This is a genomic window from Enterococcus sp. HMSC072F02, from assembly GCF_001837725.1.
Lineage (GTDB): Bacteria > Bacillota > Bacilli > Lactobacillales > Enterococcaceae > Enterococcus_B > Enterococcus_B lactis.
In genome coordinates this window covers 74,510-96,429 of sequence record NZ_KV833965.1, presented here as the reverse complement: position 1 = coordinate 96,429, position 21,920 = coordinate 74,510, and the positions used below count along the sequence as shown (strand labels likewise).

Annotated in this window: 23 protein-coding genes, 1 riboswitch and 1 other annotated feature; of the genes, 18 read left to right on the top strand and 5 right to left on the bottom strand. The window is 38.7% G+C overall.

What is annotated here, in order from left to right:
- Nucleotides 1-113: 113 nt before the first annotated feature.
- From trmL to HMPREF2731_RS09720, 3 genes are read left to right on the top strand one after another with little or no spacing between them, the layout of a single operon-like run.
- On the top strand, nucleotides 114-617 hold the full coding sequence (gene trmL, locus HMPREF2731_RS09730; RefSeq protein ID WP_002328916.1) for a tRNA (uridine(34)/cytosine(34)/5-carboxymethylaminomethyluridine(34)-2'-O)-methyltransferase TrmL: 504 nt from the start codon (nucleotides 114-116) through the stop codon (nucleotides 615-617).
- A 48-nt stretch (nucleotides 618-665) separates the two neighbouring features.
- Entirely contained in the window at nucleotides 666-1,325 is a 660-nt protein-coding gene (locus tag HMPREF2731_RS09725; RefSeq protein WP_002328917.1) for a histidine phosphatase family protein, read from the top strand.
- A gap of 19 nt (nucleotides 1,326-1,344) precedes the next feature.
- On the top strand, nucleotides 1,345-3,915 hold the full coding sequence (locus tag HMPREF2731_RS09720) for an SF1B family DNA helicase RecD2 (protein WP_070872882.1): 2,571 nt from the start codon (nucleotides 1,345-1,347) through the stop codon (nucleotides 3,913-3,915).
- Nucleotides 3,916-4,146: 231 nt separating this feature from the next.
- On the opposite strand, the gene HMPREF2731_RS09715 is transcribed toward HMPREF2731_RS09720, so the two are convergent.
- Nucleotides 4,147-5,109, bottom strand: a complete 963-nt coding sequence (locus tag HMPREF2731_RS09715; protein WP_002328919.1) for a diacylglycerol/lipid kinase family protein — start codon at nucleotides 5,107-5,109, stop codon at nucleotides 4,147-4,149.
- Nucleotides 5,110-5,650: 541 nt separating this feature from the next.
- A riboswitch (PreQ1 riboswitch) is annotated at nucleotides 5,651-5,697 on the top strand.
- Nucleotides 5,698-5,709: 12 nt separating this feature from the next.
- Here HMPREF2731_RS09715 and HMPREF2731_RS09710 point away from each other — a divergent pair.
- Nucleotides 5,710-6,213, top strand: a complete 504-nt coding sequence (locus HMPREF2731_RS09710; protein WP_002315666.1) for a QueT transporter family protein — start codon at nucleotides 5,710-5,712, stop codon at nucleotides 6,211-6,213.
- 55 nt (nucleotides 6,214-6,268) lie between these two features.
- Here the strand turns inward: HMPREF2731_RS09710 and cbpA are convergent, their stop codons facing one another.
- Nucleotides 6,269-6,913 carry a cyclic di-AMP binding protein CbpA gene (cbpA, locus tag HMPREF2731_RS09705; RefSeq protein WP_002315667.1) on the bottom strand — a complete coding sequence of 215 codons (645 nt, stop codon included), beginning with the start codon at nucleotides 6,911-6,913 and terminating at the stop codon, nucleotides 6,269-6,271.
- A 162-nt stretch (nucleotides 6,914-7,075) separates the two neighbouring features.
- On the opposite strand from cbpA, the gene rpmG reads away from it, so the two are divergent.
- The 5 genes from rpmG (at nucleotide 7,076) to HMPREF2731_RS09680 (ending at nucleotide 10,231) form a co-directional block, all read left to right on the top strand.
- On the top strand, nucleotides 7,076-7,228 hold the full coding sequence (gene rpmG / locus HMPREF2731_RS09700) for a 50S ribosomal protein L33 (protein WP_002294578.1): 153 nt from the start codon (nucleotides 7,076-7,078) through the stop codon (nucleotides 7,226-7,228).
- Between the two features lie 20 nt (nucleotides 7,229-7,248).
- Complete coding sequence (gene secE / locus HMPREF2731_RS09695; protein WP_002309994.1) at nucleotides 7,249-7,419, top strand: preprotein translocase subunit SecE; 171 nt, start codon at nucleotides 7,249-7,251, stop codon at nucleotides 7,417-7,419.
- A 100-nt stretch (nucleotides 7,420-7,519) separates the two neighbouring features.
- Entirely contained in the window at nucleotides 7,520-8,065 is a 546-nt protein-coding gene (gene nusG / locus HMPREF2731_RS09690; RefSeq protein ID WP_002294580.1) for a transcription termination/antitermination protein NusG, read from the top strand.
- Between the two features lie 65 nt (nucleotides 8,066-8,130).
- Nucleotides 8,131-9,039, top strand: a complete 909-nt coding sequence (locus HMPREF2731_RS09685) for an alpha/beta fold hydrolase (RefSeq protein WP_083325488.1) — start codon at nucleotides 8,131-8,133, stop codon at nucleotides 9,037-9,039.
- A 91-nt stretch (nucleotides 9,040-9,130) separates the two neighbouring features.
- A complete protein-coding gene (locus HMPREF2731_RS09680) occupies nucleotides 9,131-10,231 on the top strand; it encodes a lactate oxidase (RefSeq protein WP_002315669.1) in 1,101 nt (366 codons plus the stop codon).
- Between the two features lie 92 nt (nucleotides 10,232-10,323).
- Here the strand turns inward: HMPREF2731_RS09680 and sdaAA are convergent, their stop codons facing one another.
- Nucleotides 10,324-11,196 (bottom strand): L-serine ammonia-lyase, iron-sulfur-dependent, subunit alpha, encoded by an 873-nt coding sequence (sdaAA, locus tag HMPREF2731_RS09675; RefSeq protein WP_002291640.1) that lies wholly within the window; start codon nucleotides 11,194-11,196, stop codon nucleotides 10,324-10,326.
- A 12-nt stretch (nucleotides 11,197-11,208) separates the two neighbouring features.
- Nucleotides 11,209-11,877: an L-serine ammonia-lyase, iron-sulfur-dependent subunit beta gene (gene sdaAB, locus HMPREF2731_RS09670; protein WP_002315670.1), complete on the bottom strand. Its 669-nt coding sequence runs from the start codon at nucleotides 11,875-11,877 to the stop codon at nucleotides 11,209-11,211.
- A 343-nt stretch (nucleotides 11,878-12,220) separates the two neighbouring features.
- On the opposite strand from sdaAB, the gene rplK reads away from it, so the two are divergent.
- The 6 genes from rplK (at nucleotide 12,221) to HMPREF2731_RS09640 (ending at nucleotide 16,754) form a co-directional block, all read left to right on the top strand.
- On the top strand, nucleotides 12,221-12,643 hold the full coding sequence (gene rplK, locus HMPREF2731_RS09665) for a 50S ribosomal protein L11 (RefSeq protein ID WP_002291638.1): 423 nt from the start codon (nucleotides 12,221-12,223) through the stop codon (nucleotides 12,641-12,643).
- A 103-nt stretch (nucleotides 12,644-12,746) separates the two neighbouring features.
- Nucleotides 12,747-13,436 carry a 50S ribosomal protein L1 gene (rplA, locus tag HMPREF2731_RS09660; RefSeq protein ID WP_002291636.1) on the top strand — a complete coding sequence of 230 codons (690 nt, stop codon included), beginning with the start codon at nucleotides 12,747-12,749 and terminating at the stop codon, nucleotides 13,434-13,436.
- Nucleotides 13,437-13,514: 78 nt separating this feature from the next.
- Nucleotides 13,515-13,642 (top strand) — a sequence feature (ribosomal protein L10 leader region).
- Nucleotides 13,643-13,761: 119 nt separating this feature from the next.
- Nucleotides 13,762-14,265 carry a 50S ribosomal protein L10 gene (rplJ, locus tag HMPREF2731_RS09655; protein ID WP_002291634.1) on the top strand — a complete coding sequence of 168 codons (504 nt, stop codon included), beginning with the start codon at nucleotides 13,762-13,764 and terminating at the stop codon, nucleotides 14,263-14,265.
- Between the two features lie 52 nt (nucleotides 14,266-14,317).
- Complete coding sequence (gene rplL, locus HMPREF2731_RS09650; protein WP_002291633.1) at nucleotides 14,318-14,686, top strand: 50S ribosomal protein L7/L12; 369 nt, start codon at nucleotides 14,318-14,320, stop codon at nucleotides 14,684-14,686.
- Between the two features lie 106 nt (nucleotides 14,687-14,792).
- Complete coding sequence (locus tag HMPREF2731_RS09645; protein WP_002291632.1) at nucleotides 14,793-15,482, top strand: TVP38/TMEM64 family protein; 690 nt, start codon at nucleotides 14,793-14,795, stop codon at nucleotides 15,480-15,482.
- Nucleotides 15,483-15,563: 81 nt separating this feature from the next.
- Entirely contained in the window at nucleotides 15,564-16,754 is a 1,191-nt protein-coding gene (locus tag HMPREF2731_RS09640) for an MFS transporter (RefSeq protein WP_002291631.1), read from the top strand.
- Between the two features lie 55 nt (nucleotides 16,755-16,809).
- Here the strand turns inward: HMPREF2731_RS09640 and HMPREF2731_RS09635 are convergent, their stop codons facing one another.
- Nucleotides 16,810-18,342: an ABC-F family ATP-binding cassette domain-containing protein gene (locus HMPREF2731_RS09635; protein WP_002290558.1), complete on the bottom strand. Its 1,533-nt coding sequence runs from the start codon at nucleotides 18,340-18,342 to the stop codon at nucleotides 16,810-16,812.
- Between the two features lie 233 nt (nucleotides 18,343-18,575).
- Between HMPREF2731_RS09635 and nagB the strand changes: the two genes are divergently transcribed.
- The 3 genes from nagB to HMPREF2731_RS09620 all read left to right on the top strand — a co-directional run bounded on the left by nagB (nucleotide 18,576) and on the right by HMPREF2731_RS09620 (nucleotide 21,567).
- Nucleotides 18,576-19,277, top strand: coding sequence for a glucosamine-6-phosphate deaminase (gene nagB / locus HMPREF2731_RS09630; RefSeq protein ID WP_002287787.1), 702 nt, complete (start codon nucleotides 18,576-18,578; stop codon nucleotides 19,275-19,277).
- 258 nt (nucleotides 19,278-19,535) lie between these two features.
- Nucleotides 19,536-20,249, top strand: a complete 714-nt coding sequence (locus tag HMPREF2731_RS09625) for an MgtC/SapB family protein (RefSeq protein ID WP_002290559.1) — start codon at nucleotides 19,536-19,538, stop codon at nucleotides 20,247-20,249.
- A gap of 178 nt (nucleotides 20,250-20,427) precedes the next feature.
- Entirely contained in the window at nucleotides 20,428-21,567 is a 1,140-nt protein-coding gene (locus tag HMPREF2731_RS09620) for an AI-2E family transporter (RefSeq protein WP_070872878.1), read from the top strand.
- Nucleotides 21,568-21,920 lie beyond the last annotated feature (353 nt).

Here is a 21,920-nt window from a genome sequence, read left to right as displayed (position 1 = left end):
TCACTAACGTAACGACTCGCAGTGACTGACACCGAGTTGATACGTTTTTTTTTATGCAAAAATCAAATTGTCAGAAAATAGAAACGAACATAAATATGAGAGGAATGATCCTGATGAATCATATCGTTTTATTCGAACCGTTAATACCTGCAAACACCGGAAATATTGCCCGTACGTGTGCGGCCACGAATACGCCGCTTCATTTAATTGAGCCCCTAGGTTTTTCAACGGATGACAAACATCTGAAACGAGCAGGGTTAGATTATTGGAATGATGTAAATATTACTTATCACAGTGATTTAGAAGCTTTTTTAGCATTTTTAGGTGATCGTAAACTACACTTGATCTCAAAATTTGCCCATAAGGTATACAGTGAAGAAAATTTTGCTGATGGAGAAGAGCACTTCTTTTTATTTGGAAAGGAAACAACTGGCTTGCCAGAAGCGTTTATGCGCGAAAACGAGGAAAAGTGTTTGCGCATCCCTATGAATGATGAGCATGTTCGTTCATTGAATTTATCGAATACAGCTGCAATGATTGTGTACGAAGCACTTCGTCAGCAAGGATTCCCTAATTTAGAATTAACGCACCATTATGAAAATGACAAGCTGGATTAGACAGTTTATTATAGAGTAAAATAAAAGAAAGACAGGAGTTTGCTGCGTATGGAACTATATTTTACCCGACATGGGAAGACACAATGGAATCAGGAAAGACGTTTTCAAGGAAGCAATGGCGATTCTCCGCTTTTGCCTCAAAGTTATGAAGAAATCAAAGCATTTGGGAAAAAAGTAAAATATGTTCCTTTTAAAGCAATTTATTCCAGTACAGCAAAACGAGCACGAGATACAGCAGAAGGTATCAATAAAGAGCTTGCTCGTCCGGTAGAGATTTTTTATACAGATAAACTGCGAGAACTAGGGCTAGGTACTTTAGAAGGACAATCAATCGATGAAATGTATCAGAAATACCCAGAGAATCTGCCGAATTTGCGTAATCACTTAGATCTATATGATCCTTCTCCTTTTCATGGAGAAACGATTGAATCAGCAATCACACGTATTGAAACTGTTGTAGCGGATGCGGTTGCTCAACATAAAAACGGACCTCTTTTATTCGTAGGTCATGGGGCCTCATTAACTGCTGCCATTCAATGGATGACAGGGAAAGAGCTAAGTGAGTTGCGGGAAATGGGCGGTTTGTTCAATAGCAGCCTGACGATTTTAGAGACTGAAGAGCCTTGCAAATTATTGTCGTATGAACTGAAAGTATGGAACCAAACAGATTTTTTAGGAACTGAAACAGCACCAGAACCTTTACTATAGAAGAAGGAGGCGGCTTCCGATGCAGCCAGAAGAAATGCCTTATTTCGTTGGTACAGTTGCCGCGATTTTTTTTCAAAATCCTAGTAATTTTTACAAAGTGCTTTTGGTACACATCAGCGAAACCACAGCTGATTACCGTGAAAAAGAAATTGTAGTTACCGGAAGCTTTGGCGATATTCAAGAAAATGAGACCTATCGTTTTTATGGAGAACTAGTGGATCACCCTAAATACGGAAGACAGCTTAAAGTCGAAAGATATGAGCAAGAAAAACCAACAACTGCGAATGGGATCGTAGCTTATCTTTCCAGCGAAAAATTCCCTGGGATCGGTAAGAAAACAGCAGAGAAAATCGTCGAGTTGCTGGGAGAAGATGCTATCGAAAAAATCATTGCTGATCCTTCGGTATTAAAACAAGTCTCTGGTTTAACGAAGCCAAAAAGAGAAATGCTTGCTGAAACGATTCGTCTAAATCACGGGATGGATCAAGTAATCATGGGATTGAATCGTTATAGATTCGGTAGTCAGTTAGCCTTCAGTATTTATCAGACCTATAAGAACGAGTCTTTGGAGATCATCGAAGAAAATCCGTATCAGCTAGTCGAAGACATAGAAGGAATCGGGTTCAAACGTGCAGATAATCTAGCCGAACAAGTCGGTATTGCAGCAGATTCACCTAGAAGAATCCGAGCAGCCATCTTGCATCAGATTTTTCAGCATGCTGTTCAAACAGGAGATACATACGTACCGGCGGAAACATTGCTTCAGCAAACCATCCGTATTTTAGAAACAAGTCGTCCAATCGAAATTCTGCCTGATCAGGTTGCTACTGTGATTATCCAGCTTGTTGAAGAAGGAAAAATCCAACAAGAAGAAACGAATCTTTACGAAAACAGTTTGTATTTTTCTGAATGGGGAATCGGCAATTCCATCCAACGTCTGCTCAGCCGTAAAAAAGAAATCCATTATCCTGAAAAAGAAGTGCAGAAAAATATTCGGCGTATCGAAAAAATATTCGGTATACAGTATGGCCCCTCGCAAGAACAAGCAATCGCTGAAGCCATCCGTTCTCCTCTATTTATTTTAACAGGAGGACCAGGTACGGGGAAAACTACTGTGATCAATGGGATCGTTAATCTTTTTGCAGAGTTGAATGGTCTGGAATTGGACCCGTCAAAATATACCCAAGAAATTTTTCCTATTCTGCTTGCAGCACCAACTGGCCGGGCAGCTAAACGAATGAACGAGACAACAGGTCTGCCTGCCAGTACAATCCATCGTTTACTTGGGCTGAATGGACGAGAAAAAACACCTTCAGTCAGCACGAAAGAATTAGAAGGCGGACTTTTGATCGTTGATGAGATGTCTATGGTCGATACATGGCTGGCTAACACATTATTCAAAGCGATTCCGACGAATATGCAGGTTATCCTAGTAGGAGATAAAGATCAGCTTCCTTCTGTCGGTCCTGGACAAGTGCTACATGACCTTTTGGAAATCGAACAAATTCCTAAAATGGAACTCAATCAGATTTATCGACAAGGTGATGGTTCTAGTATTATTCCTCTTGCCCATGAAATCAAAGAAGGGCGTCTACCAAAAGATTTCACAAAGAATCAAAAAGATCGTTCCTATTTCCGAAGCGACGCATATCAAATTGAACCCTTGATCTCTAAAATTGTGGAAAAGGCGAAAAATAAGGGATTCCGTGCACAAGATATCCAAGTATTAGCACCAATGTATCGGGGACCTGCAGGGATCGATGCGTTAAATAAAATGATGCAGGAGATATTCAATCCAGGGAGACCTGGGAAAAAGGAAGTGCATTGGAACGACACCGTTTATCGGATAGGAGACAAAGTACTCCAGTTAGTTAATACTCCCGAATTGAATGTATTCAATGGGGATATGGGAGAAATCACGGGGATTATCTTGGCAAAAGATTCGGAAGATAAAGTGGATGAATTAGTTATCCAGTTTGATGCAAATGAGGTCACTTATAAAAGAAACGAGTGGAATAAAATTACTCTTTCTTATTGTTGCTCGATCCATAAATCACAGGGCAGTGAATTCAAAATGGTCATTTTGCCCATGGTTCATCAATATCAGCGCATGCTTCAGCGTAATCTACTCTACACGGCGGTTACTCGGAGTAAGGAACTGTTGATTTTGTTAGGGGAAGAGCACGCGTATGCCACTTGTGTAGCGAATGAATCGGCAAGCCGAATGACTACGTTGAAATCAAGAATCATAGATAATGAAAAAATGACTATCACTCTGCGGACAAAATTAGCAGCTTATGAAGATTCTTTGATTGGAAATGATCCATTTGAAGATGGGACCTATACGAAAGAGTCGCAGGACATAAAAGAACAGTTACCTATAAAAGACGACAGTGGAACGAATGAATCGAAAAACCAAGTAATGGAAACAGTGGAACCAGATCTGTTTTCTTCATCGATTGTGGAAGAAAAGAAAGAAGAGATAGAATCTGCTGTTCCTAAGGAGTTCGTTCTTACTGCAGAAGCGATTAATCAGAAATTAGTAGATCCAATGATTGGTATGGAAAACATTACACCGTATACATTATAAAAGAATCTGACGATACGGATGCGCTATTTATTGGCAATATTGATCACTTAAAAAGCGGATGTGACACGACTTGTGCCTCATCCGCTTTTTGAAATTATTCTTGGTGACTTGGAGTGAAATTATAGGCTCTTCTTGGTAAATGGTGTTCAAAAGCCAGTTTCTCGGTATAAAGACAAACTTTTGCAAAAATGCGAGCAACCGTTTCCGCAAAATTTTTCTTTATACTCGAAATTACTTGAAAAATAACTGGTTTTTTGTAGAAAATTGCAGATCAAAAGGACGAGGAGCGACATCTTCTCCATCTTCTTGACCATATTGCGGCGTTGTTGAAACGATTCGTAATCTGTTTGTTGTGTAGTGATGGAAATATTTCGATTTCAATTGTTTTTTCTGCATAAGTAAAAGGATAAGCCATATGATTTTAAAAATATTGATTCGTTCGACCATGACAAAATCAATGACTGGTTTAGACGCATCTGCAGTTGGAGCAATTGCGATTCCTCCTCCAAAAAAAGGATGCTTCGTTGCTGTACATAAAAATGCATTTGAAAAACTTAACTGCTTTCCTCCTGCATCCACTAGAATTGGAAATCCTTTTTGAGTAAATAAAGTCCGGAGAATAGAGAACAAATACGAAAAAGAACCTAAGTTGTATTTGTTCAATCGTTCTTTTGTAGAAGAATGATTTGTCGCGTGGACGATAGCTGCATCTAATCCAATACCAAAATTATTAACAGCTATTCCTTTTTTTTCACTTATTTTTTCTTCATAAGCCATTATATGGACTTTATCTGGTGATTGAGCTGCTAAAATCAGCTGAAGTGCTTTTTTAGGATTCTTAGGAAGTCCCGCTCCTCGAGCAAAATCATTTCCAGAGCCTGCTGGAATATAAGCGACAGGAAATTCAACTTCCATCTGATAGAAAGTATCAAGTACCTGATGCAAGGTTCCGTCTCCTCCTACGATGATCAAAAGAGGGAAAGTTTCGATTGTTTCCTGTTCTTCTGTCCAAGGTACTAATGTTTCTTTTGCCAGAATTTCAGCAATCTCCGCATCATGTCCTTTGTATTCACTGTAATGAAGGGTATAGTTGACATGTTTGTTTTTTAATACCGGCAAGATTTTTTCTGCTACTTTATGGCCGTTTCCACTGCCTGCCGATGGATTGATCAATAAATGATAATGGAATTTCATATTTTCCTCCTGCTATTCAATAAAACAAGATATTTTAATCATCCTGTTTGCTGGTTAACCAATAATTAGCAAGCTTTTTCTATTTTTGGAATGAAAGAAACTTGTTTTTTTACAAAAAAACGCCTGTTACAAAATTAATTCTTGGTTATTATAGCAGAAGACTAGGAGAATGAAAAAGGTCTGGAGACCGAAAAACACAAAAAAGCCTAGCAAGCGCATCATCCATTACTTACGTAAGGAGAAGTTCCAAGGTTCGGTATGTCCACTTAGACCTTCAGCTGCCTGCTAGACTACTCTCTAGTAAGAGGTTGCTCAAATTCCCACATCCTTTTTTATTTATTTAAGTTTCACAACAATTCTGTTCGTGCAGAACCTACTTCGTCTGCTTTACTGGGAATTCTTATGACCCCTTACACTTATCTTATACCATATTTCGAGACTTTTGGCAAACGTTTACATTTTTGCTTATTTACTTTTTTCAAAAGTAGATAAGACAGATTGAAATAAATGAAAAGTCTGTTATAATTATTGTTTGTTTCACATAATCGCGGTTCATCAACCATCCCGCGTTAAAAAAACTAGGAGAAACGAGGAGAGAAAATGCAAAAAACGAAAAGCAGACAACGGTTGTCCGTAATCGTTGTAAATGGTATCGTCATGGCTCTTTATCTAGCGTTAACTATTTTAGTTGCGCCTGTATCCTCAGGGCCGATCCAGTTTCGTATTTCAGAAAGTTTGAATCATTTAGTTGTCTTTAACCGTAAATTACTTTGGGGAGTTTTGGGCGGGGTCATCGTCTATAATGCCTTCTTTGGATTTGGTATCATGGATGTGGTTTTCGGTGGTGGCCAAACATTGCTTTCTTTAGGTCTGACAGCTTTGTTGCAAAACAAAGTGAAAAATGTAAAGATGCGTTTAGTATTGAACACGATCTTCTTTACCATCAGCATGGGATTGATTGCTTATATGCTAGTTCCGACAGGTGGCCAAGCATTTTGGACAACCTATGGTACACTTGCATTAAGCGAGTTCATCATCATGGCTGTTTCAGCACCACTGATGTATTATTTAGATCGTTCGCTTGATTTTGAAAAGCGTGTCTAATTGTAAAAAAACGACAAAAGAAAGCAGCTGAGCTGTATTTCTTTTGTCGTTTTTATTATGCTTCTTGGTTTTGCAAATTTTCGATTTCTACCACTTTATAATTCTTTTTCTCTAAGTGGTTGACGATCGTTTCACATACTTTTGGTTCAGTGTTCGCCGGCAGCGTAATCAATGTACGTCGGATATATTCGTCTTTTTCAATATCAAGAGTAATGCAGCTGGCAATGCTACTGTGTTTTGAAATGATTTTTGCGATAGCAGCCAGATCTCCTTGCTTTCCTGTAGAAGCAATTGTCAGCACATAGCTTCCTTGTTCTACGCTCCAAGATTGGGAGAGCATATTAAGTAATGTGCTATGTGTCAAAATACCATAAAAATGATTTTCACTGTCAAGGACAGCAATATAAGGTAGCTCTTTGATCGTAAAGAATACTTTGAAGAAAGAAGTATCCAGATAAATGAACTTTGTGGCATTTTTCAAAAGATGAGTGACAGGAAGCGTCATATCACCGCCGTTTGCTTTATGACGATAGATGTGCATTTTGTAAATATTTCCACGGAAAATATTCCCTGAAGAATCTAAGATCGGCACACAACGGTATCCGGAAGTTTCTAAAATTTTTAATGCTTCTTCTAATGTACTAGTCTCTGTAACGGTTGTCAGATCTTTTTTCTTATATACAAGTGTTTTTAATAGCATCGCTATACCTCCAATTGTCTCATTTTAGCTTAATTTCAAATTAATCATATCATAATTTTATCTAAAACAATAGATAGTTTATTTCACAAATTGACAAGTAAAAAGTTACGTGATACTGTTATTAAGTATAAGTCTGATTCTCAGCAAGGGGGGCAGAAGTAAATGGCAAAGAAAAAAGCAGCACTCGCTTGTTCCGTTTGTGGGTCTCGTAACTACACAAAATCAGTCAGTGAAGGAAAAAGCGGCGAACGTTTAGAAATCAACAAATTTTGTAAATATTGTAATCAATATACATTACATAAAGAAACGAAATAAACAGCAAAGGAGGATGTCTCATGAAATTTCTAAAAAGCGTAAAAGATGAAATCAAACAAGTAACTTGGCCAAACAGAAAACAACTTCGTAAAGATACGTTGGTAGTTATCGAAACTTCTATTCTTTTCGGGTTGATGTTTTACGTAATGGATACAGCAATCCAAAGTTTATTTGGCTGGATCTTAAAATAACTCGCTAGCCACAATGTGCTTTTAGTGCTATAATGAAGCGAAAGAAAAACTTCGGGTGTACTGAGGTTTTTTTATTTTACAATGAAATGAGGAGCCTTCAATGGAATCTTTTGAAAAAAACTGGTATGTCTTGCATACATATTCAGGATATGAAAACAAAGTAAAAGCAAATATCGAATCTCGTGCGCAAAGTATGAAAATGGCCGACTTTATTTTCCGTGTCGTTGTTCCTGAAGAAAAAGAAACAGAAGTCAAAAATGGGAAAGAAAAAGAAATCGTTCATAAAACATTTCCAGGATATGTTCTTGTTGAAATGATCATGACAGACGCTTCCTGGTATGTTGTCCGTAACACACCAGGCGTGACAGGATTCGTTGGTTCACACGGAGCTGGAAGCAAACCAGCACCACTACTTCCAGAAGAAGTCAATCATATCTTGCGTTCTATCGGCATGAGTCTACGACAAAATGATCTAGAAGTAGAAGTTGGCGAAGTTGTGAAAATCATCGAAGGCGCATTTGCTGGATTAGAAGGACAAGTAACAGAAGTTGACGGAGAAAAAGAAAAATTGAAAGTCAACATCGATATGTTTGGTCGTGAAACAAGTACAGAACTTGATTTCGATCAAGTAGATAAAATCGATTAATGATTAATAAAAAGACTTGAAATGTCGATCATACGATTGACCTTTCAAGTCTTTCTTTTTTCTATATGGAAAGGAAGAGGAGAATGACAAATCAAATCAAAAATGTATGCAAACATGCGGCTACAGCAGCTTTAGTGCTTATCAGCTTGTTTGCGATAAGTGGTTGCCAGACGACGAAGACGAATACTACTGCAGTTTCTGATAAAGAAAAAACGGTAGAATCCAGTAAATTGATAGAAAAAACCACTATTCCAACACTTTTTTTCCATGGCTACAGCGGGACAGAAAATTCCTTTAAAGGGATGTTGCAACGTTTGGAAAAAAATCAAAAAGCAGTAAAAGAATTAGTTTTAATAGTAGGAGCAGATGGACAAATACAAGCAGAAGGGGACTTGTCTGGAAAAGCAGACAATCCGATGGTCCAAGTATTGTTTGAAGATAATAAAAACAACGAGTGGAACCAAGCAGAATGGATCAAATCTTGTCTTTTGTATCTGAAAGAAAACGAGGGCATAGACAAAGTCAACATAGTGGGGCATTCCATGGGAGGGGTTAGTGCATTACGCTATTTAGGAACATATGGACAGGATACGTCATTGCCGCAAGTTCAGACATTTACGGCAATTGGTGCACCTTTTAATGATTTTGTCGATGACAGTGGGCAATCTCTGACAGAGGAGTTAGCAAAGGGGCCTGCTGTTGTTGTTTCTAGCCGCTATCAAGATTATCAGCAAATGATCGGAAATTTGCCTACAACTACTCGATTTTTCCTGATTGCCGGACAATTAGATGAAGCAGACTTGAGTGATGGGACAGTACCGTTAAACAGTGCATTAGCTGTCTATGCGTTGTTGAAACAACACGGAAATGAAGTAGAAGAAAAAATAGTAAAAGGCGAAAATGCCGCTCATAGTATGCTTCATGAAAACCAAGAAGTAGATCAGCTTGTTAGTCGATTTGTTTGGAACGAATAGCAAGAAAAGGATCCGAGAGTAAATTTTTGCTTACTTTTTGTAAGGATATTATGATTTATATGTAATCAAGAAGATGAAAGAAGGATCTACTATGACTTATCATACAAGTAATGAAGAACATCCAATCGATATCGTAAACATTGCCTCACTAGAAGGTCGTGTAAAAGAGCGCATGGAAGCAGGAGCTTTTGGCTATATTCGCGGTGGTTCTGAAGATGAGTGGACGATGAAAGAAAATACGACTTCTTTTAATACAAAAAAAATCATGCCACGGATATTACGCGGAATCGACTCAGCGGATTTGCATACATCAGTTTTTGGAATTGAATTAGACACACCGATTATCCAAGCGCCATCAGCGGCCCAAGGATTGGCACATGAAAAAGGGGAAGCTGATACAGCTAAAGGGGTAGCTGCTGCTGGATCAATCTTTTCCATCAGCACTTATGCAAACACGACAATCAAAGATGCAGCAGATGCAGCGCCAGGTGCACCGCAGTTTTTCCAATTATATATGAGTAAAGACGATGGATTCAATGAGTTCATTTTGAAAAAAGCAGTAGAAGCAGGGGCTAAAGCCATCATTTTAACGGCAGATTCAACGCTTGGTGGTTACCGTGAAGAAGATGTGATCAATCAATTCCAATTTCCATTACCAATGCCTAATTTAGCTGCTTATAGCGAACAAAGTGCAAGTGGGAATGGCGAAGGAAAAGGAATTGCAGAAATTTATGCAGCTGCAAAGCAAGGCTTGACACCAGATGATATCAAAACAATCAAAGAAATCACCAATCTTCCAGTCATCGTAAAAGGAATACAATCGCCAGAAGATGCAGTCATCGCTATCTCTGCAGGGGCAGATGGTATCTGGGTATCTAATCATGGTGGTCGACAATTAGACGGAGGTCCTGCTTCCTTTGAAGTATTGCCAAAAATTGCCGAAGTAGTCAATAAACGTGTACCAGTGATTTTCGACTCTGGCGTCCGTCGAGGAGAACATGTCTTTAAGGCTTTGGCAAGTGGTGCTGACTTAGTTGCGATTGGCCGACCAGTGATCTATGGATTGAATCTAGGTGGGGCAGAAGGGGTAACTTCTGTTTTTGAACACCTGAACAAAGAATTGTCGATCACGATGCAACTTGCAGGAACAAAAACGATTGATGAAGTAAAAAATACGAAATTGATGGATTAATAAAAAAACGAAGAGAGGCCTAACTGTGCGTCTCTTCGTTTTTTTGTGATGGAAATAACTAATCTCTTAATACTCGAAACTAGGCAGCTTTTTTACGACCTCTTATTTAAAATCTCTTCTGTAAGTCGCTTAGCAGTTGGCGTAACAGCTAAGCCGCCTTCTGCTGTCTCTTTGAAAATCGATGGCATTTGTCGTCCGACTTGATACATCGCAGCAACGACTTCATCCGGTGGAATGACACTTTCGATACCCGCTAATGCCATGTCAGCAGAGATGAAAGCTTGAGAAGACCCTAAAGCATTACGTTTGACACAAGGTACTTCAACTAAACCTGCAACAGGATCGCAAATCAGTCCCATCATATTTTTCAATGTGATGGCTACTGCTTGAGCTGCTTGATGAGGAGTCCCATTTTTTGCGCAAACCAAAGCTGCCGCCGCCATTGCACTTGCAGAACCAACTTCTGCTTGACAACCCCCTTCTGCGCCACTAATAGAAGCGTTGTTCGCGATTACTAACCCGAAAGCGCCAGCAGTAAACAAAAATTCCAATTGCTGTTCATGTGACAAACCAAGCCGATCTCGGACAGCCATTAACACACCAGGAACAACCCCCGCACTTCCAGCAGTCGGTGTAGCACAAATCAATCCCATTTTTGCATTGACTTCGTTAACAGCTACAGCGTTGCGTACAGCCTTTAAGATCGTTTCTCCGCTCAAAAAATCTGCATCGTTCAAATAATCATCTAATTTTTTTGCATCGCCACCGGTAATCCCTGTGACGGAGGTGACACCTTCTTTTCCCTCGTTGATCGATTGTTCCATTACTGAAAGATTTTTTTCCATAATCGCAATGATCTGACTACGGGAACGACCGCTCATTTCCATTTCAACTGCAATCATCAATTCTGCTACACTTGAATAAGCTTTCGCTTGGTCTACTAATTCTTCAATCGATAAAAACATTTTTTCAGCTCCTTAATCGAAATAGTTTACGCTGTCGATATTTGGCAGATGTTTGAGTCTTCTTACTGTTTCTTCAACTTGAGGATTATCTACTTCAATGATCATGATGGCACTTTCGCCTTTTGATTCCCGTGTCACTGTCATAGTACCGATATTCGTATTGGTTTCAGAAAGTATACCAGTCACTTTAGCGATCATCCCTGGAACATCTTGGTGAACAACGATCAAGGTAGGTGTTCCCATGCTTAAAGAAATTTTGAATCCATTCAATTCAGAAATCTGGATATTGCCACCGCCGATCGAAATGCCAGTAACTGAAAGCTTTCGTGTTCCTTTTTTTAGAAGCATCTTTACAGAATTCGGATGTTCGGCTTTTTCACTCTTAGGAACAAACAAGACTTCCATGCCTGCTTCATATGCCAATTTCAAAGAATCAGCTAAACGTTCATCATCAGGTTCCATTCCTAATAGACCGCCAACTAATGCAATGTCTGTTCCGTGCCCCCGATAGGTTTTTGCAAATGATTCATATAGATAAATATCTACAGAATCAGGTTGCTCGCCAAATATACTGCGTACGATCTTCCCAATTCTAGCTGCTCCAGCTGTGTGGGAGCTACTTGGACCAATCATCACAGGTCCAATAATATCAAAGACACTTCTATACCTTAAATCTTTCATTTTCTCCACCTCATTTTGTTATGTAGGAATCTTTGTACAAGGGTCTAAAAAAACCGCGTTATTGTTTGCTTTCATCTGTTGAACCATGCTAGCGCAAGTGTAACATAAAAGAAGAAATGGGAACGAAAAATTGTTGTTTTTTTAGAATAAATTTAGCGTTTATTCAAGCAAAATGTAAAAATAGCAGAAAAAAATCTTGAAAAAACAAATAAATTTGCTATACTGTACCAGTGTGCATTGTTTTGCACATTATTTGTCTGGATTTTTTCAGATCAGATAAAACGTGGGAGGAGAAATATGCATCTCCAATTAACCACATCACGGACTTAAGGAGGTATGTCTCGTGGCAAAGAAAGTAGAAAAAATCGTTAAATTGCAAATTCCTGCAGGGAAAGCAACTCCAGCTCCACCAGTAGGTCCTGCACTAGGTCAAGCGGGTATCAATATCATGGGATTCACAAAAGAATTCAACGCTCGTACAGCTGATCAAGCAGGTTTGATCATTCCGGTTGTTATTTCTGTATACGAAGACCGTTCATTCACATTCGTTACAAAAACACCGCCAGCTGCTGTTCTATTGAAAAAAGCAGCTAAAATCGAAAAAGGTTCAGGTGAACCAAACAAAAATAAAGTTGCGAAAGTTTCTAGCGATCAAGTAAGAGAAATCGCTGAATTAAAAATGGAAGACCTAAACGCAGCTAACGTTGAAGCAGCAATGCGCATGGTTGAAGGAACTGCACGAAGCATGGGGATCACTGTAGAATAATCTCTACACCCTAAGACAGCAGCTTCTCAGTTGGCTCTATATTGAAAGATATAGAACACGTGGGAGGTACAACCGTTATAACCACAATCAAGGAGGAACCAAAATGGCTAAAAAGAGCAAAAAAATGCAAGATGCATTAAAAAAAGTTGATTCAAGTAAAGTTTATCCTGTTGCCGAAGCAGTAGCTTTAGCAAAAGAAACAAACATTGCAAAATTTGATGCAACAGTTGAAGTTGCATACCGTTTGAACGTAGACCCTAAAAAAGCAGACCAACAAATCCGTGGTGCTGTTGTATTACCAAACGGAACTGGTAAAACACAAACTGTTTTAGTTTTTGCTAAAGGAGACAAAGCAAAAGAAGCTGAAGCAGCTGGTGCAGATTTCGTAGGTGACGACGACATGGTTCAAAAAATCCAAAACGGATGGTTTGACTTTGACGTAGTTGTTGCAACACCTGATATGATGGCTACTGTAGGTCGTCTAGGACGTGTATTAGGACCAAAAGGCTTAATGCCAAACCCTAAAACTGGTACAGTTACAATGGATGTAACAAAAGCAGTAAACGAAGTGAAAGCTGGTAAAGTAACTTACCGTGTAGACAAAGCTGGAAACATCCATGTACCAATCGGAAAAGTTTCATTTGATGATGAAAAATTAGTTGAAAACTTTGCAACAATCCATGATGTATTGCTAAAAGCTAAACCATCAGCAGCTAAAGGTCAATACATGAAAAATGTAACGATCACAACAACATTTGGACCTGGTATCCATGTTGACCAAGCTTCTTTCTAATCAAATATTAGAACGTTGATTGATCCAACTGAAAAATAATTCTTGACTCAACTAGTTTAGCATGCTAAGCTAGTTGAGGTTAATAATTAACTTGTACCGAAGACAGTAGGTGGCTCCAAGCCTTAATTTCCTACCGAGGACGTTTATTGAATATATTCAATAGTCCCTCTATGTCTGCGGTGGCATAGAGTTTTTTATTGTGAATCACTATGAACGAAGTGAATAGATGATGAACAATACTGGTTGAGCAAAGAAACTATACAAGTGATTTGCCTTTTCAGTTCAAAAAACTCTTCCATCAAAATTCAGGAGGTGAAACTCAAAAATGAGTGAAGCAATTATCGCAAAAAAAGCAGCAATCGTTGATGAAGTAAGCGAAAAATTTACAGCAGCTGCATCAGTAGTAGTCGTTGACTACCGCGGATTAACAGTTGATGAAGTAACACGTTTACGTAAACAACTTCGTGATGCTAACGTAGAAATGAAAGTTATCAAAAACTCAATCCTTTCACGTGCAGCTAAAAAAGCTGGCCTTGAAGGCATGGACGAAGTATTCACTGGACCTACAGCCGTTGCATTCAGTAACGAAGATGTAGTTGCACCAGCGAAAATCATGGACGAATTTGCTAAAGAAGCAAAAGCATTAGAAATCAAAGGCGGTATCATCGAAGGTAAAGTATCTTCATTGGAAGAAATCACAGCATTGGCAAAATTGCCAAATCGCGAAGGACTTCTATCTATGTTGCTATCTGTACTACAAGCGCCAGTCCGCAACGTGGCTTACGCTGTCAAAGCAGTGGCAGACAAAGAAGATGGAGATGCAGCTTAATTGCCGCATAAAGTATTAAATAAAAAAGAACATTTAAACGGAGGAAATTATAATGGCATTGAACATTGAAAACATCGTTGCTGAGTTAAAAGAAGCAACTATCCTAGAACTTAACGACCTAGTTAAAGCTATTGAAGAAGAATTTGGCGTATCTGCTGCTGCTCCTGTAGCTGTAGCTGCTGCTGGTGGCGCTGCTGCTGCTGAAGAACAAACAGAATTCACTGTAGAATTAACTGCAGCTGGAGACCAAAAAGTTAAAGTTATCAAAGCAGTTCGTGAAGCAACTGGCTTAGGCTTGAAAGAAGCTAAAGCTGTAGTTGATGGCGCTCCTGCACCAGTTAAAGAAGGCGTATCTAAAGAAGAAGCTGACGAATTGAAAGCTAAACTTGAAGAAGTTGGCGCATCTGTAACTGTTAAATAATTTTTTAACTATTTAAAAGCACTGAGATCCTATCTTGGATTTCGGTGCTTTTTTGTTTTTATGTTAAACTATTATTTAATGAATATAGTTTTTTTCAGGAGGTAATATGAAAAAGAAAAAAATCCGATTGATTTTGATCACGTTGGGAATCGTTCTGATACTGATGGTGGGCTATCGGTTGTATTTGGAATACCAGACAGATATACAATTATTTTTGAACCCGAAAGCAAGTAAAGCACAGCTACTGGCTCATATCCGTTCTCACGGATTTTTCGCAGGGCTTCTTTTAGTCGTATTAACGGCAGTGATGTGTGCTGTTCCCGGTATCCCTACTTCGGTTATTGGTGTCATTGCCGGATTGAGCTTTGGTCCGTTCATTGGGGCAGGTATCAATGTTTTAGGGAATGCTCTGGGCAATATCTCCGCTGTGTTTTTGATGCACCGATTGAAGTTTTTAGACAAGAAAACTGAAAAAAATCATTGGGTGCGATCCATTCGGCAAATGAGACATCCAAAAATAGGCGTAATGTTAGGTTACATGATACCGGTGATCCCATCTTCTATGGTCAATTTTGCTGCAGATGCGATGAAACTGCCTCTTCAGCAAATCGTAATGTCGATCGTGATTGGAGTCATCCCTTCATCTGTGTTGTATGCGTGTGGTGGAGAAGCTCTGTTTCACGGATATAACAAAACTGCAGTCACGTTGGTTGCAAGTGTTACTGTGTTAGTAGGGTTAGTTGTCTTCATTTATAAAGATCGCAAGAAAAAACAAGGAAAACAAAGACAAAAATAATAAGTATGGCGAATAGTTGTATTTTTCTATTTCCAATCTTTTCCATAAGTTGTAAACTAAGATAGGAAATGGGGGAAATCAATGGAGAGTAAAGAAAAAACATCTTTAACAACATCGCTTATTTTATTATTATCAATCACTTGCGGCGTCGTTGTTGCTAATATGTATTATATCCAGCCGATTGGAACAAAAGTAGCAGCTAGTTTATCTGTTAGCACAAGTGCAGTCGGGATATTGACAATGCTGACCCAGTTAGGCTATGCACTAGGGCTACTGTTTTTAGTTCCTTTAGGAGACGTGGTGGATCGTCCAAAATTAATTATACGAATGGCAGCGTTATCTGCTATCTCGCTGTTGGCCGCTTTTTTTGCGCCTTCGTTTACGTTATTTGCATGCGCTTCTTTTTTAATAGGATTACTTTCGATCGTGCCGCAAATCATCATTCCTTACGGTGCGGTACTAGCGGGACCAAAAGCAAGAGGAAAAGTCATGGGAACATTGCTTAGCGGTTTACTCGTGGGGATTTTGCTTTCTCGGACGGTATCTGGTATTGTTGCCAGTCTTTTTTCTTGGCGGATGATCTATTTATTTGCTTTATGTGCCGTCGGGATTCTTACACTTCTGCTTTACTGGAAGATGCCGCGTTCTGTCCAGCAAAGTAGTACATTTGTTTCATACCTTGATTCACTCAAAAGTTTGCCGCATTTAGTTGCCTCTCAACGTTTATTAAGAGAAGCGGCAGTCAGCGGATTTTTTATGTTTGGCACATTTTCGATCTTTTGGTCTACGTTGATTTTTTATATCAGCAGTCCCGCTTACAATTGGGGGACTTTTGAAGCAGGGATATTAGCGATTTTTGGGTTGTCTGGAGCAGTCGCTGCACCTATCGTGGGACGACTGGCAGATTCTTATTCTGAAAGAAAAATTGTATATATGGGACTTGTTATGCAAACAATAAGTTTTATTGCTTTATTGGTTGGCGGAAGCCATTTGGCCATTTTGCTTTTAGCTATTATTTTATTAGACGTCGGGAATCAATTTGGTCAAGTCGCCAATCAAACACGAGTACAAGGACTAGGTGAAGCAGCAAGCAACCGAAATAATACTGTATTTATGTTTATGTACTTTATTGGAGGTGCGGCTGGTTCATTGCTAGGGACGACCATGTGGCAGCAGTATGGTTGGTTAGGTGTAACGGTTAGCGGACTTGTTTTTCAGGGATGTGCGTTTTTCTTTCAATTCGTTGTTTTTCGAGAGAAAAAAGAAAACTGAACAACAAAAAAACTGATGATCATGCTATCATCAGTTTTTTTGTCTTTTTGTCTCATTATTTTGGCTCGATCTCAATAACTCGTTGAACAAGATCTTGATAAAATTCTTGTTCATGAGAGACGATGATCACCGTTCCTGGAAATTTCTGAATGCCATCTTGTAAGCTTTCTTTCGTTTCTTGATCAATATGGTTCGTCGGTTCATCGAGAATCAGTAAATTACCTTGGTTCATTGTCAACTGTGCAAGTTTCACCTTGGTTTGTTCTCCACCACTTAATGTAGTGAGAGGTTCGCTTGCTAATTGATTGACTAGTCCAGCTTTAGCTAATTGGCGACGTAATTCTTTGATAGTTGCTTTTGGAAATTGACTACTTAAGTATTGTAGTGGTGTTTCTAATGGATTTTCCCAGTACAGATCTTGTGAAAAGTAATTGATTTTTGTGTTATCTGGGAAGTGGAAATCGCCACTTATTTTTTCGATCTCACCAATCAATGTTTTTAACAAAGTAGATTTCCCAATCCCGTTGAAGCCTCGAATGGCAATATTTTCACCAAACCGGATGGTCAAATTGATGGGTGCAAGTAGCGGTCGATCATAGCCGATGACTAAATCAGTTGTTTCCACTGCCAACGTCGTGACAATAGGAGAGAATGGAAAATCAAAGACAGCTTTACTTGCTGAAGCGGGAGGTGTCAGCCGTTCGATTTTATCTAATTGTTTTTGTCGGCTTTTTGCCATCGTTGATCGGGAACCGGCTTTGTATTTCCGAATATAAGCTTCGGTCTTTTCGATTTGTTTTTGTTGAGCATGATATTGGCGCAAATAGCTTTCGCGATTTTGTTCCTTTTGTTTCAATGCTTGTTTTAGATGGCCAGTATACTTAGTAATCTTTCCAAACTCGATGTCTGCGATATGGGTGGTGATCTGATCAAGAAATTCTTGGTCATGGGAAATCACGATATACGCACCGTCAAAATCCTGAAGAAACTGCGTCAGCCATTGGATATGCTGATCATCTAAGTGATTGGTTGGTTCATCTAAGATCAGAACATCTGGGTTTTCTAAAAGTAGTTTTGCTAAAATCACCTTTGAACGTTGTCCACCACTTAGATTTTTCAACAGTGAATCTAAACCTAAGACATCGATTCCCAACCCGCTGCTCATCTCAGCAACTAAGGTGTCGATTTGATAAAACACTCCTTGGTCTAATTCCGTTTGGAGTTTCCCAGCTTTTTCCAGCAAGGAATCATCGAAGGTCTCGCTATATGTTTGGTAAAGAAAAGCAATTTTTTCTTCCTTTTCGTATTCTTTTGCGTACGCAGTTTTTAGAAATTCTTCGATCGTTAATGTTTCATCGACTTCTACATATTGATCGAGGTAACCTTTATGAATATTTTTTTGCCAATGGATCTGTCCGTCATCTGGCAGGATCTCACCAGTGATGATTTTAATCAATGTACTTTTGCCGGCTCCGTTTTGTCCGATCAGCCCAAGATGTTCGCCAGCGTTTAATTGCAGATCGACTCCTTCATAGAGGATTTTATCGCCGAACTGCTGGGTGATGTTGTTTAATGTCAGTATACTCATAATAACTCCTTTTTCATAAAAAAACTGCAGACATAAAGCGTCCACAGTGAATCAATTGCTTGGTTTTCATGCAACATGGATTGTTTGATTGAACCATCTTATGAAACCTAACACGGATGCCCTTTTGTTGTCAAGAAAATGAAAAAAATAGAATTTGGTCTATACTGATTATTGTAAAAAGAAAAAAAGAATGCTATAATTGGGCTATACCAAAACACAAAGGAGCAATCACTATGGAAATCATTCGTGTAAAAAACGCTGAAGAAGGCGGAAAAAAAGCATTTGAAATCATCAAAGAAGGTATGAACAAAGGTGCAAAAGTATTAGGATTGGCAACAGGAAGCACACCAGTTACTTTATATAAAGAAATGACTTCAAGCGATTTGGATTTCAGTGAAATGACTTCTGTAAACTTAGATGAGTACGTTGGACTAGGTGGTTCAGATGAACAAAGCTACCGCCATTTCATGGATGTCCAATTATTTGATAAAAAACCATTCAAAGAAACATTTGTACCAGATGGGAAAGCAGAAGATCTGGAAGCAGCATGCAAAAAGTATGATCAAATCATCGATGCTCATCCAATCGATATCCAAATTTTAGGAATCGGGCAAAATGGACATATCGGTTTCAATGAACCTGGTGCTTCATTTGACGGAACAACTTCAGTAGTTGATTTGACAGAATCAACGATCAATGCAAACAAACGATTCTTTGATAAAGCAGAAGATGTACCAACAAAAGCTGTTTCAATGGGAATTGGCTCGATCATGAAAAGTAAAGAAATCGTCTTGATGGCGTTTGGCGAAAGCAAAGCTGATGCAATCAAAGGGATGATTGAAGGACCTGTAACGAATCATTTACCAGCAAGTGTATTGCAAAACCACGACAATGTCGTTGTGATCATCGATGAAGAAGCAGCAAGTAAATTGTAATTTACAAAAGAGGCCGGGACAGAAGCGTTTAACTCCAAGAAATAAGAAGAAATTCACGAAAATTGCTTTTCAAATTTTTGTGAATTTCAGCTTATTTCCGAAGGAGTTGCTTCTGCTTCCGTCGTTTACACATGTTTAGAGCGTGAGACAAAAGTTTTTCTTTACTTTTGTCCCACGCTCTTTTTCGTAAGAGGTAAAAATTGCACTTTTTTTGTCTGCTCCTTTCAGACATGATATATTGGACAGGAGGGTGTTTAGATGAATGATATGGTATTGACAATTCCAGAGATTATTTTACGTTTAGGGATCGCTATGCTATTTGGCGGAGCAATTGGCTTTGAGCGACAATATAAAAATCGCCCAGCAGGGATGCGTACACATATTTTAGTTTGTATGGGAGCATGTATCATTGCATTGATCCAAGTCGAGATCGCTAGTGGAGCATTAAGAGATGCTTTAGCGTATCCACAGCTTGCTGGAACGATCCGTTCAGATGAAGCAAGGCTGATTGCTCAAGTAGTGAGTGGCGTCGGTTTCTTAGGTGCTGGAACGATCATCGTCACGAAACAATCAGTGACGGGACTTACGACTGCCGCTTCTTTATGGGCTATTGCCGGATTAGGGATCGCCATCGGCATGGGTTACTATTCCATTGCGATCATCAGTTTTATCGGGATTGCTATTGCACTCACAGTAGTGAAACGCGTGATCCATGTACCTACGACTAAAAAGTTAGAAATCCAATTTATCCATAGAAAAGAAACCAAAGATTTTCTTACCGATTATTTTGAAGAGAAAAATATCGTGATCGAAGATGTGAATTTTGATGTGAAATTCGTTGATGACTATCGTGTATATAAAAATATATATACGATCGATCTTCCTAAAGGACTCACTTATGCCGATGTGATCGAGGAATTGTCCGTGCACAAAAATATCACAAAGCTGCATTTAGTCAGTATTGCGCAATAAACGATCTGCCCAAAACGATTTTTATTTTGGGCGGATCGTGTTTTTGTTGAAGTACTCTTCTGATCAGTCAAATACCTTTCCTTTTTTATTTTGTTTTTTTTAAGCAAATGAAAATCTCAGCGCGTAATTCTTTGTTAAATGATAAAATAGAAGTATCAAAGGAATTTGGAGGAGAGGTATGCAATCACGTTTTAAACAATCAAAATTATTTTTCTGGACAGTGGAGCTAGTACTCACGATCGTCGGCGTGTATTTTATTTTACAAATGCCGAATATTTTTAGTCCAATATTGAAAATGCTTTCGGCTATTTTTTTGCCGTTGCTTGTGGCTGGTTTTATCTATTATATGTTCGATCCAATCGTTGTTTTTCTCGAAAAGCATCGGATTCCGAGAGTGTTCGGTTTTTTATTGACATTTTTGGTCGTGATCATTTTAGTTGTTTTGACTGTCATGAATGTAGTGCCTCAGTTAGTGGAGCAGACGATTCAATTGACTCAGAGCCTGCCAATCTATGCAGATGAAACAAGCAAATGGTTAAATGAATTGGCGCAGCGAGAAGAGTTTAAAAATTTCAATTTGGAAGAACAATTAGCATCAGCGAATTTATCTCTCAGTAATTTGTTCAATATCATATTGGTCAGCTTATCTGCAAGTGTCACTAAAATCATTTCATTCATGATGCAATTTTTTATTTTGTTATTTACCGTTTCATTTATCTTGCTGTTTATGTTTAAGGATGGACACAAATTTATTGATGCGTTGTCTCATTTTTTTCCGAAAGCGATTCGTAAAGAGTTGCGCCAAACAGTGAAAGAATTAAATGAAACATTGTCTGCCTATATCAGCAGTACGATCTTAGATGCTTTGATTATTGGTGTGATGAGCTTTTTGGCAATGAGAATATTCAATCAGCCTTATAGCTTATTGCTTGCGGTCATTTGCGGCATCACGAATATTATCCCATATGTCGGCCCTTTTATTGGAGCAGTACCAGCAATCATTGTCGGTTTGTTTATCTCTCCATTTCAAGCTTTGTACATGGCGTTGTCGATTCTAGTGATCCAACAATTAGATGGAAATTTGATCAAGCCGTTGTTGTTTGGGAAATCAATGAATATCCATCCACTGACGATCATCTTGGTATTGATTGGAGCAGGAAGTGTCGCAGGAATATTAGGCATGCTGATTTGTATACCTGTCTATGCAGTCATTAAGACGATAATATTAAATATCCGGAAAATCTATTTATTGAGAAGAATGGAACATGTTTCTGAAAAGTTAGATAGTCCAAAAGTGCTGGAAGAAACAAGTGAATAAGCCTATTTAAAAGGGGATCTTAGCGTTCATTTTATTTAGATGTATGCTGAGATTCTTATTTATATGATCCAGTGGATGCTTTTTTATAACCTAACTGTTCCGTCCTGTTTAGGGTGGACGAATTAACAAATCATGGGGTAAATATTGTTTACTGGAAATGGCTCAAAGGTATATTAGATTTCTTTCATTTTAGATAGAGTAAGTAAAACGAAGAAATCACAAGAAATGCTTCCAAGAGAAAACAATACTAAGTGTGCTAACATATTAAGTTTTGATTATCCTGCTTTCTCACTCATTTCATTTTCATCTCACTCAGAAGTCTCTCCTGAAACCGATTTTCTACCATGGTATCC

Coding starts and splice junctions, on each gene's coding strand:
- trmL (WP_002328916.1), top strand. CDS start 114: ATGAATCATATCGTTTTATTCGAACCGTTAATACCTGCAAACACCGGA.
- HMPREF2731_RS09725 (WP_002328917.1), top strand. CDS start 666: ATGGAACTATATTTTACCCGACATGGGAAGACACAATGGAATCAGGAA.
- HMPREF2731_RS09720 (WP_070872882.1), top strand. CDS start 1,345: ATGCAGCCAGAAGAAATGCCTTATTTCGTTGGTACAGTTGCCGCGATT.
- HMPREF2731_RS09715 (WP_002328919.1), bottom strand. CDS start 5,109: ATGAAATTCCATTATCATTTATTGATCAATCCATCGGCAGGCAGTGGA.
- HMPREF2731_RS09710 (WP_002315666.1), top strand. CDS start 5,710: ATGCAAAAAACGAAAAGCAGACAACGGTTGTCCGTAATCGTTGTAAAT.
- cbpA (WP_002315667.1), bottom strand. CDS start 6,913: ATGCTATTAAAAACACTTGTATATAAGAAAAAAGATCTGACAACCGTT.
- rpmG (WP_002294578.1), top strand. CDS start 7,076: ATGGCAAAGAAAAAAGCAGCACTCGCTTGTTCCGTTTGTGGGTCTCGT.
- secE (WP_002309994.1), top strand. CDS start 7,249: ATGAAATTTCTAAAAAGCGTAAAAGATGAAATCAAACAAGTAACTTGG.
- nusG (WP_002294580.1), top strand. CDS start 7,520: ATGGAATCTTTTGAAAAAAACTGGTATGTCTTGCATACATATTCAGGA.
- HMPREF2731_RS09685 (WP_083325488.1), top strand. CDS start 8,131: ATGGAAAGGAAGAGGAGAATGACAAATCAAATCAAAAATGTATGCAAA.
- HMPREF2731_RS09680 (WP_002315669.1), top strand. CDS start 9,131: ATGACTTATCATACAAGTAATGAAGAACATCCAATCGATATCGTAAAC.
- sdaAA (WP_002291640.1), bottom strand. CDS start 11,196: ATGTTTTTATCGATTGAAGAATTAGTAGACCAAGCGAAAGCTTATTCA.
- sdaAB (WP_002315670.1), bottom strand. CDS start 11,877: ATGAAAGATTTAAGGTATAGAAGTGTCTTTGATATTATTGGACCTGTG.
- rplA (WP_002291636.1), top strand. CDS start 12,747: ATGGCTAAAAAGAGCAAAAAAATGCAAGATGCATTAAAAAAAGTTGAT.
- rplJ (WP_002291634.1), top strand. CDS start 13,762: ATGAGTGAAGCAATTATCGCAAAAAAAGCAGCAATCGTTGATGAAGTA.
- rplL (WP_002291633.1), top strand. CDS start 14,318: ATGGCATTGAACATTGAAAACATCGTTGCTGAGTTAAAAGAAGCAACT.
- HMPREF2731_RS09645 (WP_002291632.1), top strand. CDS start 14,793: ATGAAAAAGAAAAAAATCCGATTGATTTTGATCACGTTGGGAATCGTT.
- HMPREF2731_RS09640 (WP_002291631.1), top strand. CDS start 15,564: ATGGAGAGTAAAGAAAAAACATCTTTAACAACATCGCTTATTTTATTA.
- HMPREF2731_RS09635 (WP_002290558.1), bottom strand. CDS start 18,342: ATGAGTATACTGACATTAAACAACATCACCCAGCAGTTCGGCGATAAA.
- nagB (WP_002287787.1), top strand. CDS start 18,576: ATGGAAATCATTCGTGTAAAAAACGCTGAAGAAGGCGGAAAAAAAGCA.
- HMPREF2731_RS09625 (WP_002290559.1), top strand. CDS start 19,536: ATGAATGATATGGTATTGACAATTCCAGAGATTATTTTACGTTTAGGG.
- HMPREF2731_RS09620 (WP_070872878.1), top strand. CDS start 20,428: ATGCAATCACGTTTTAAACAATCAAAATTATTTTTCTGGACAGTGGAG.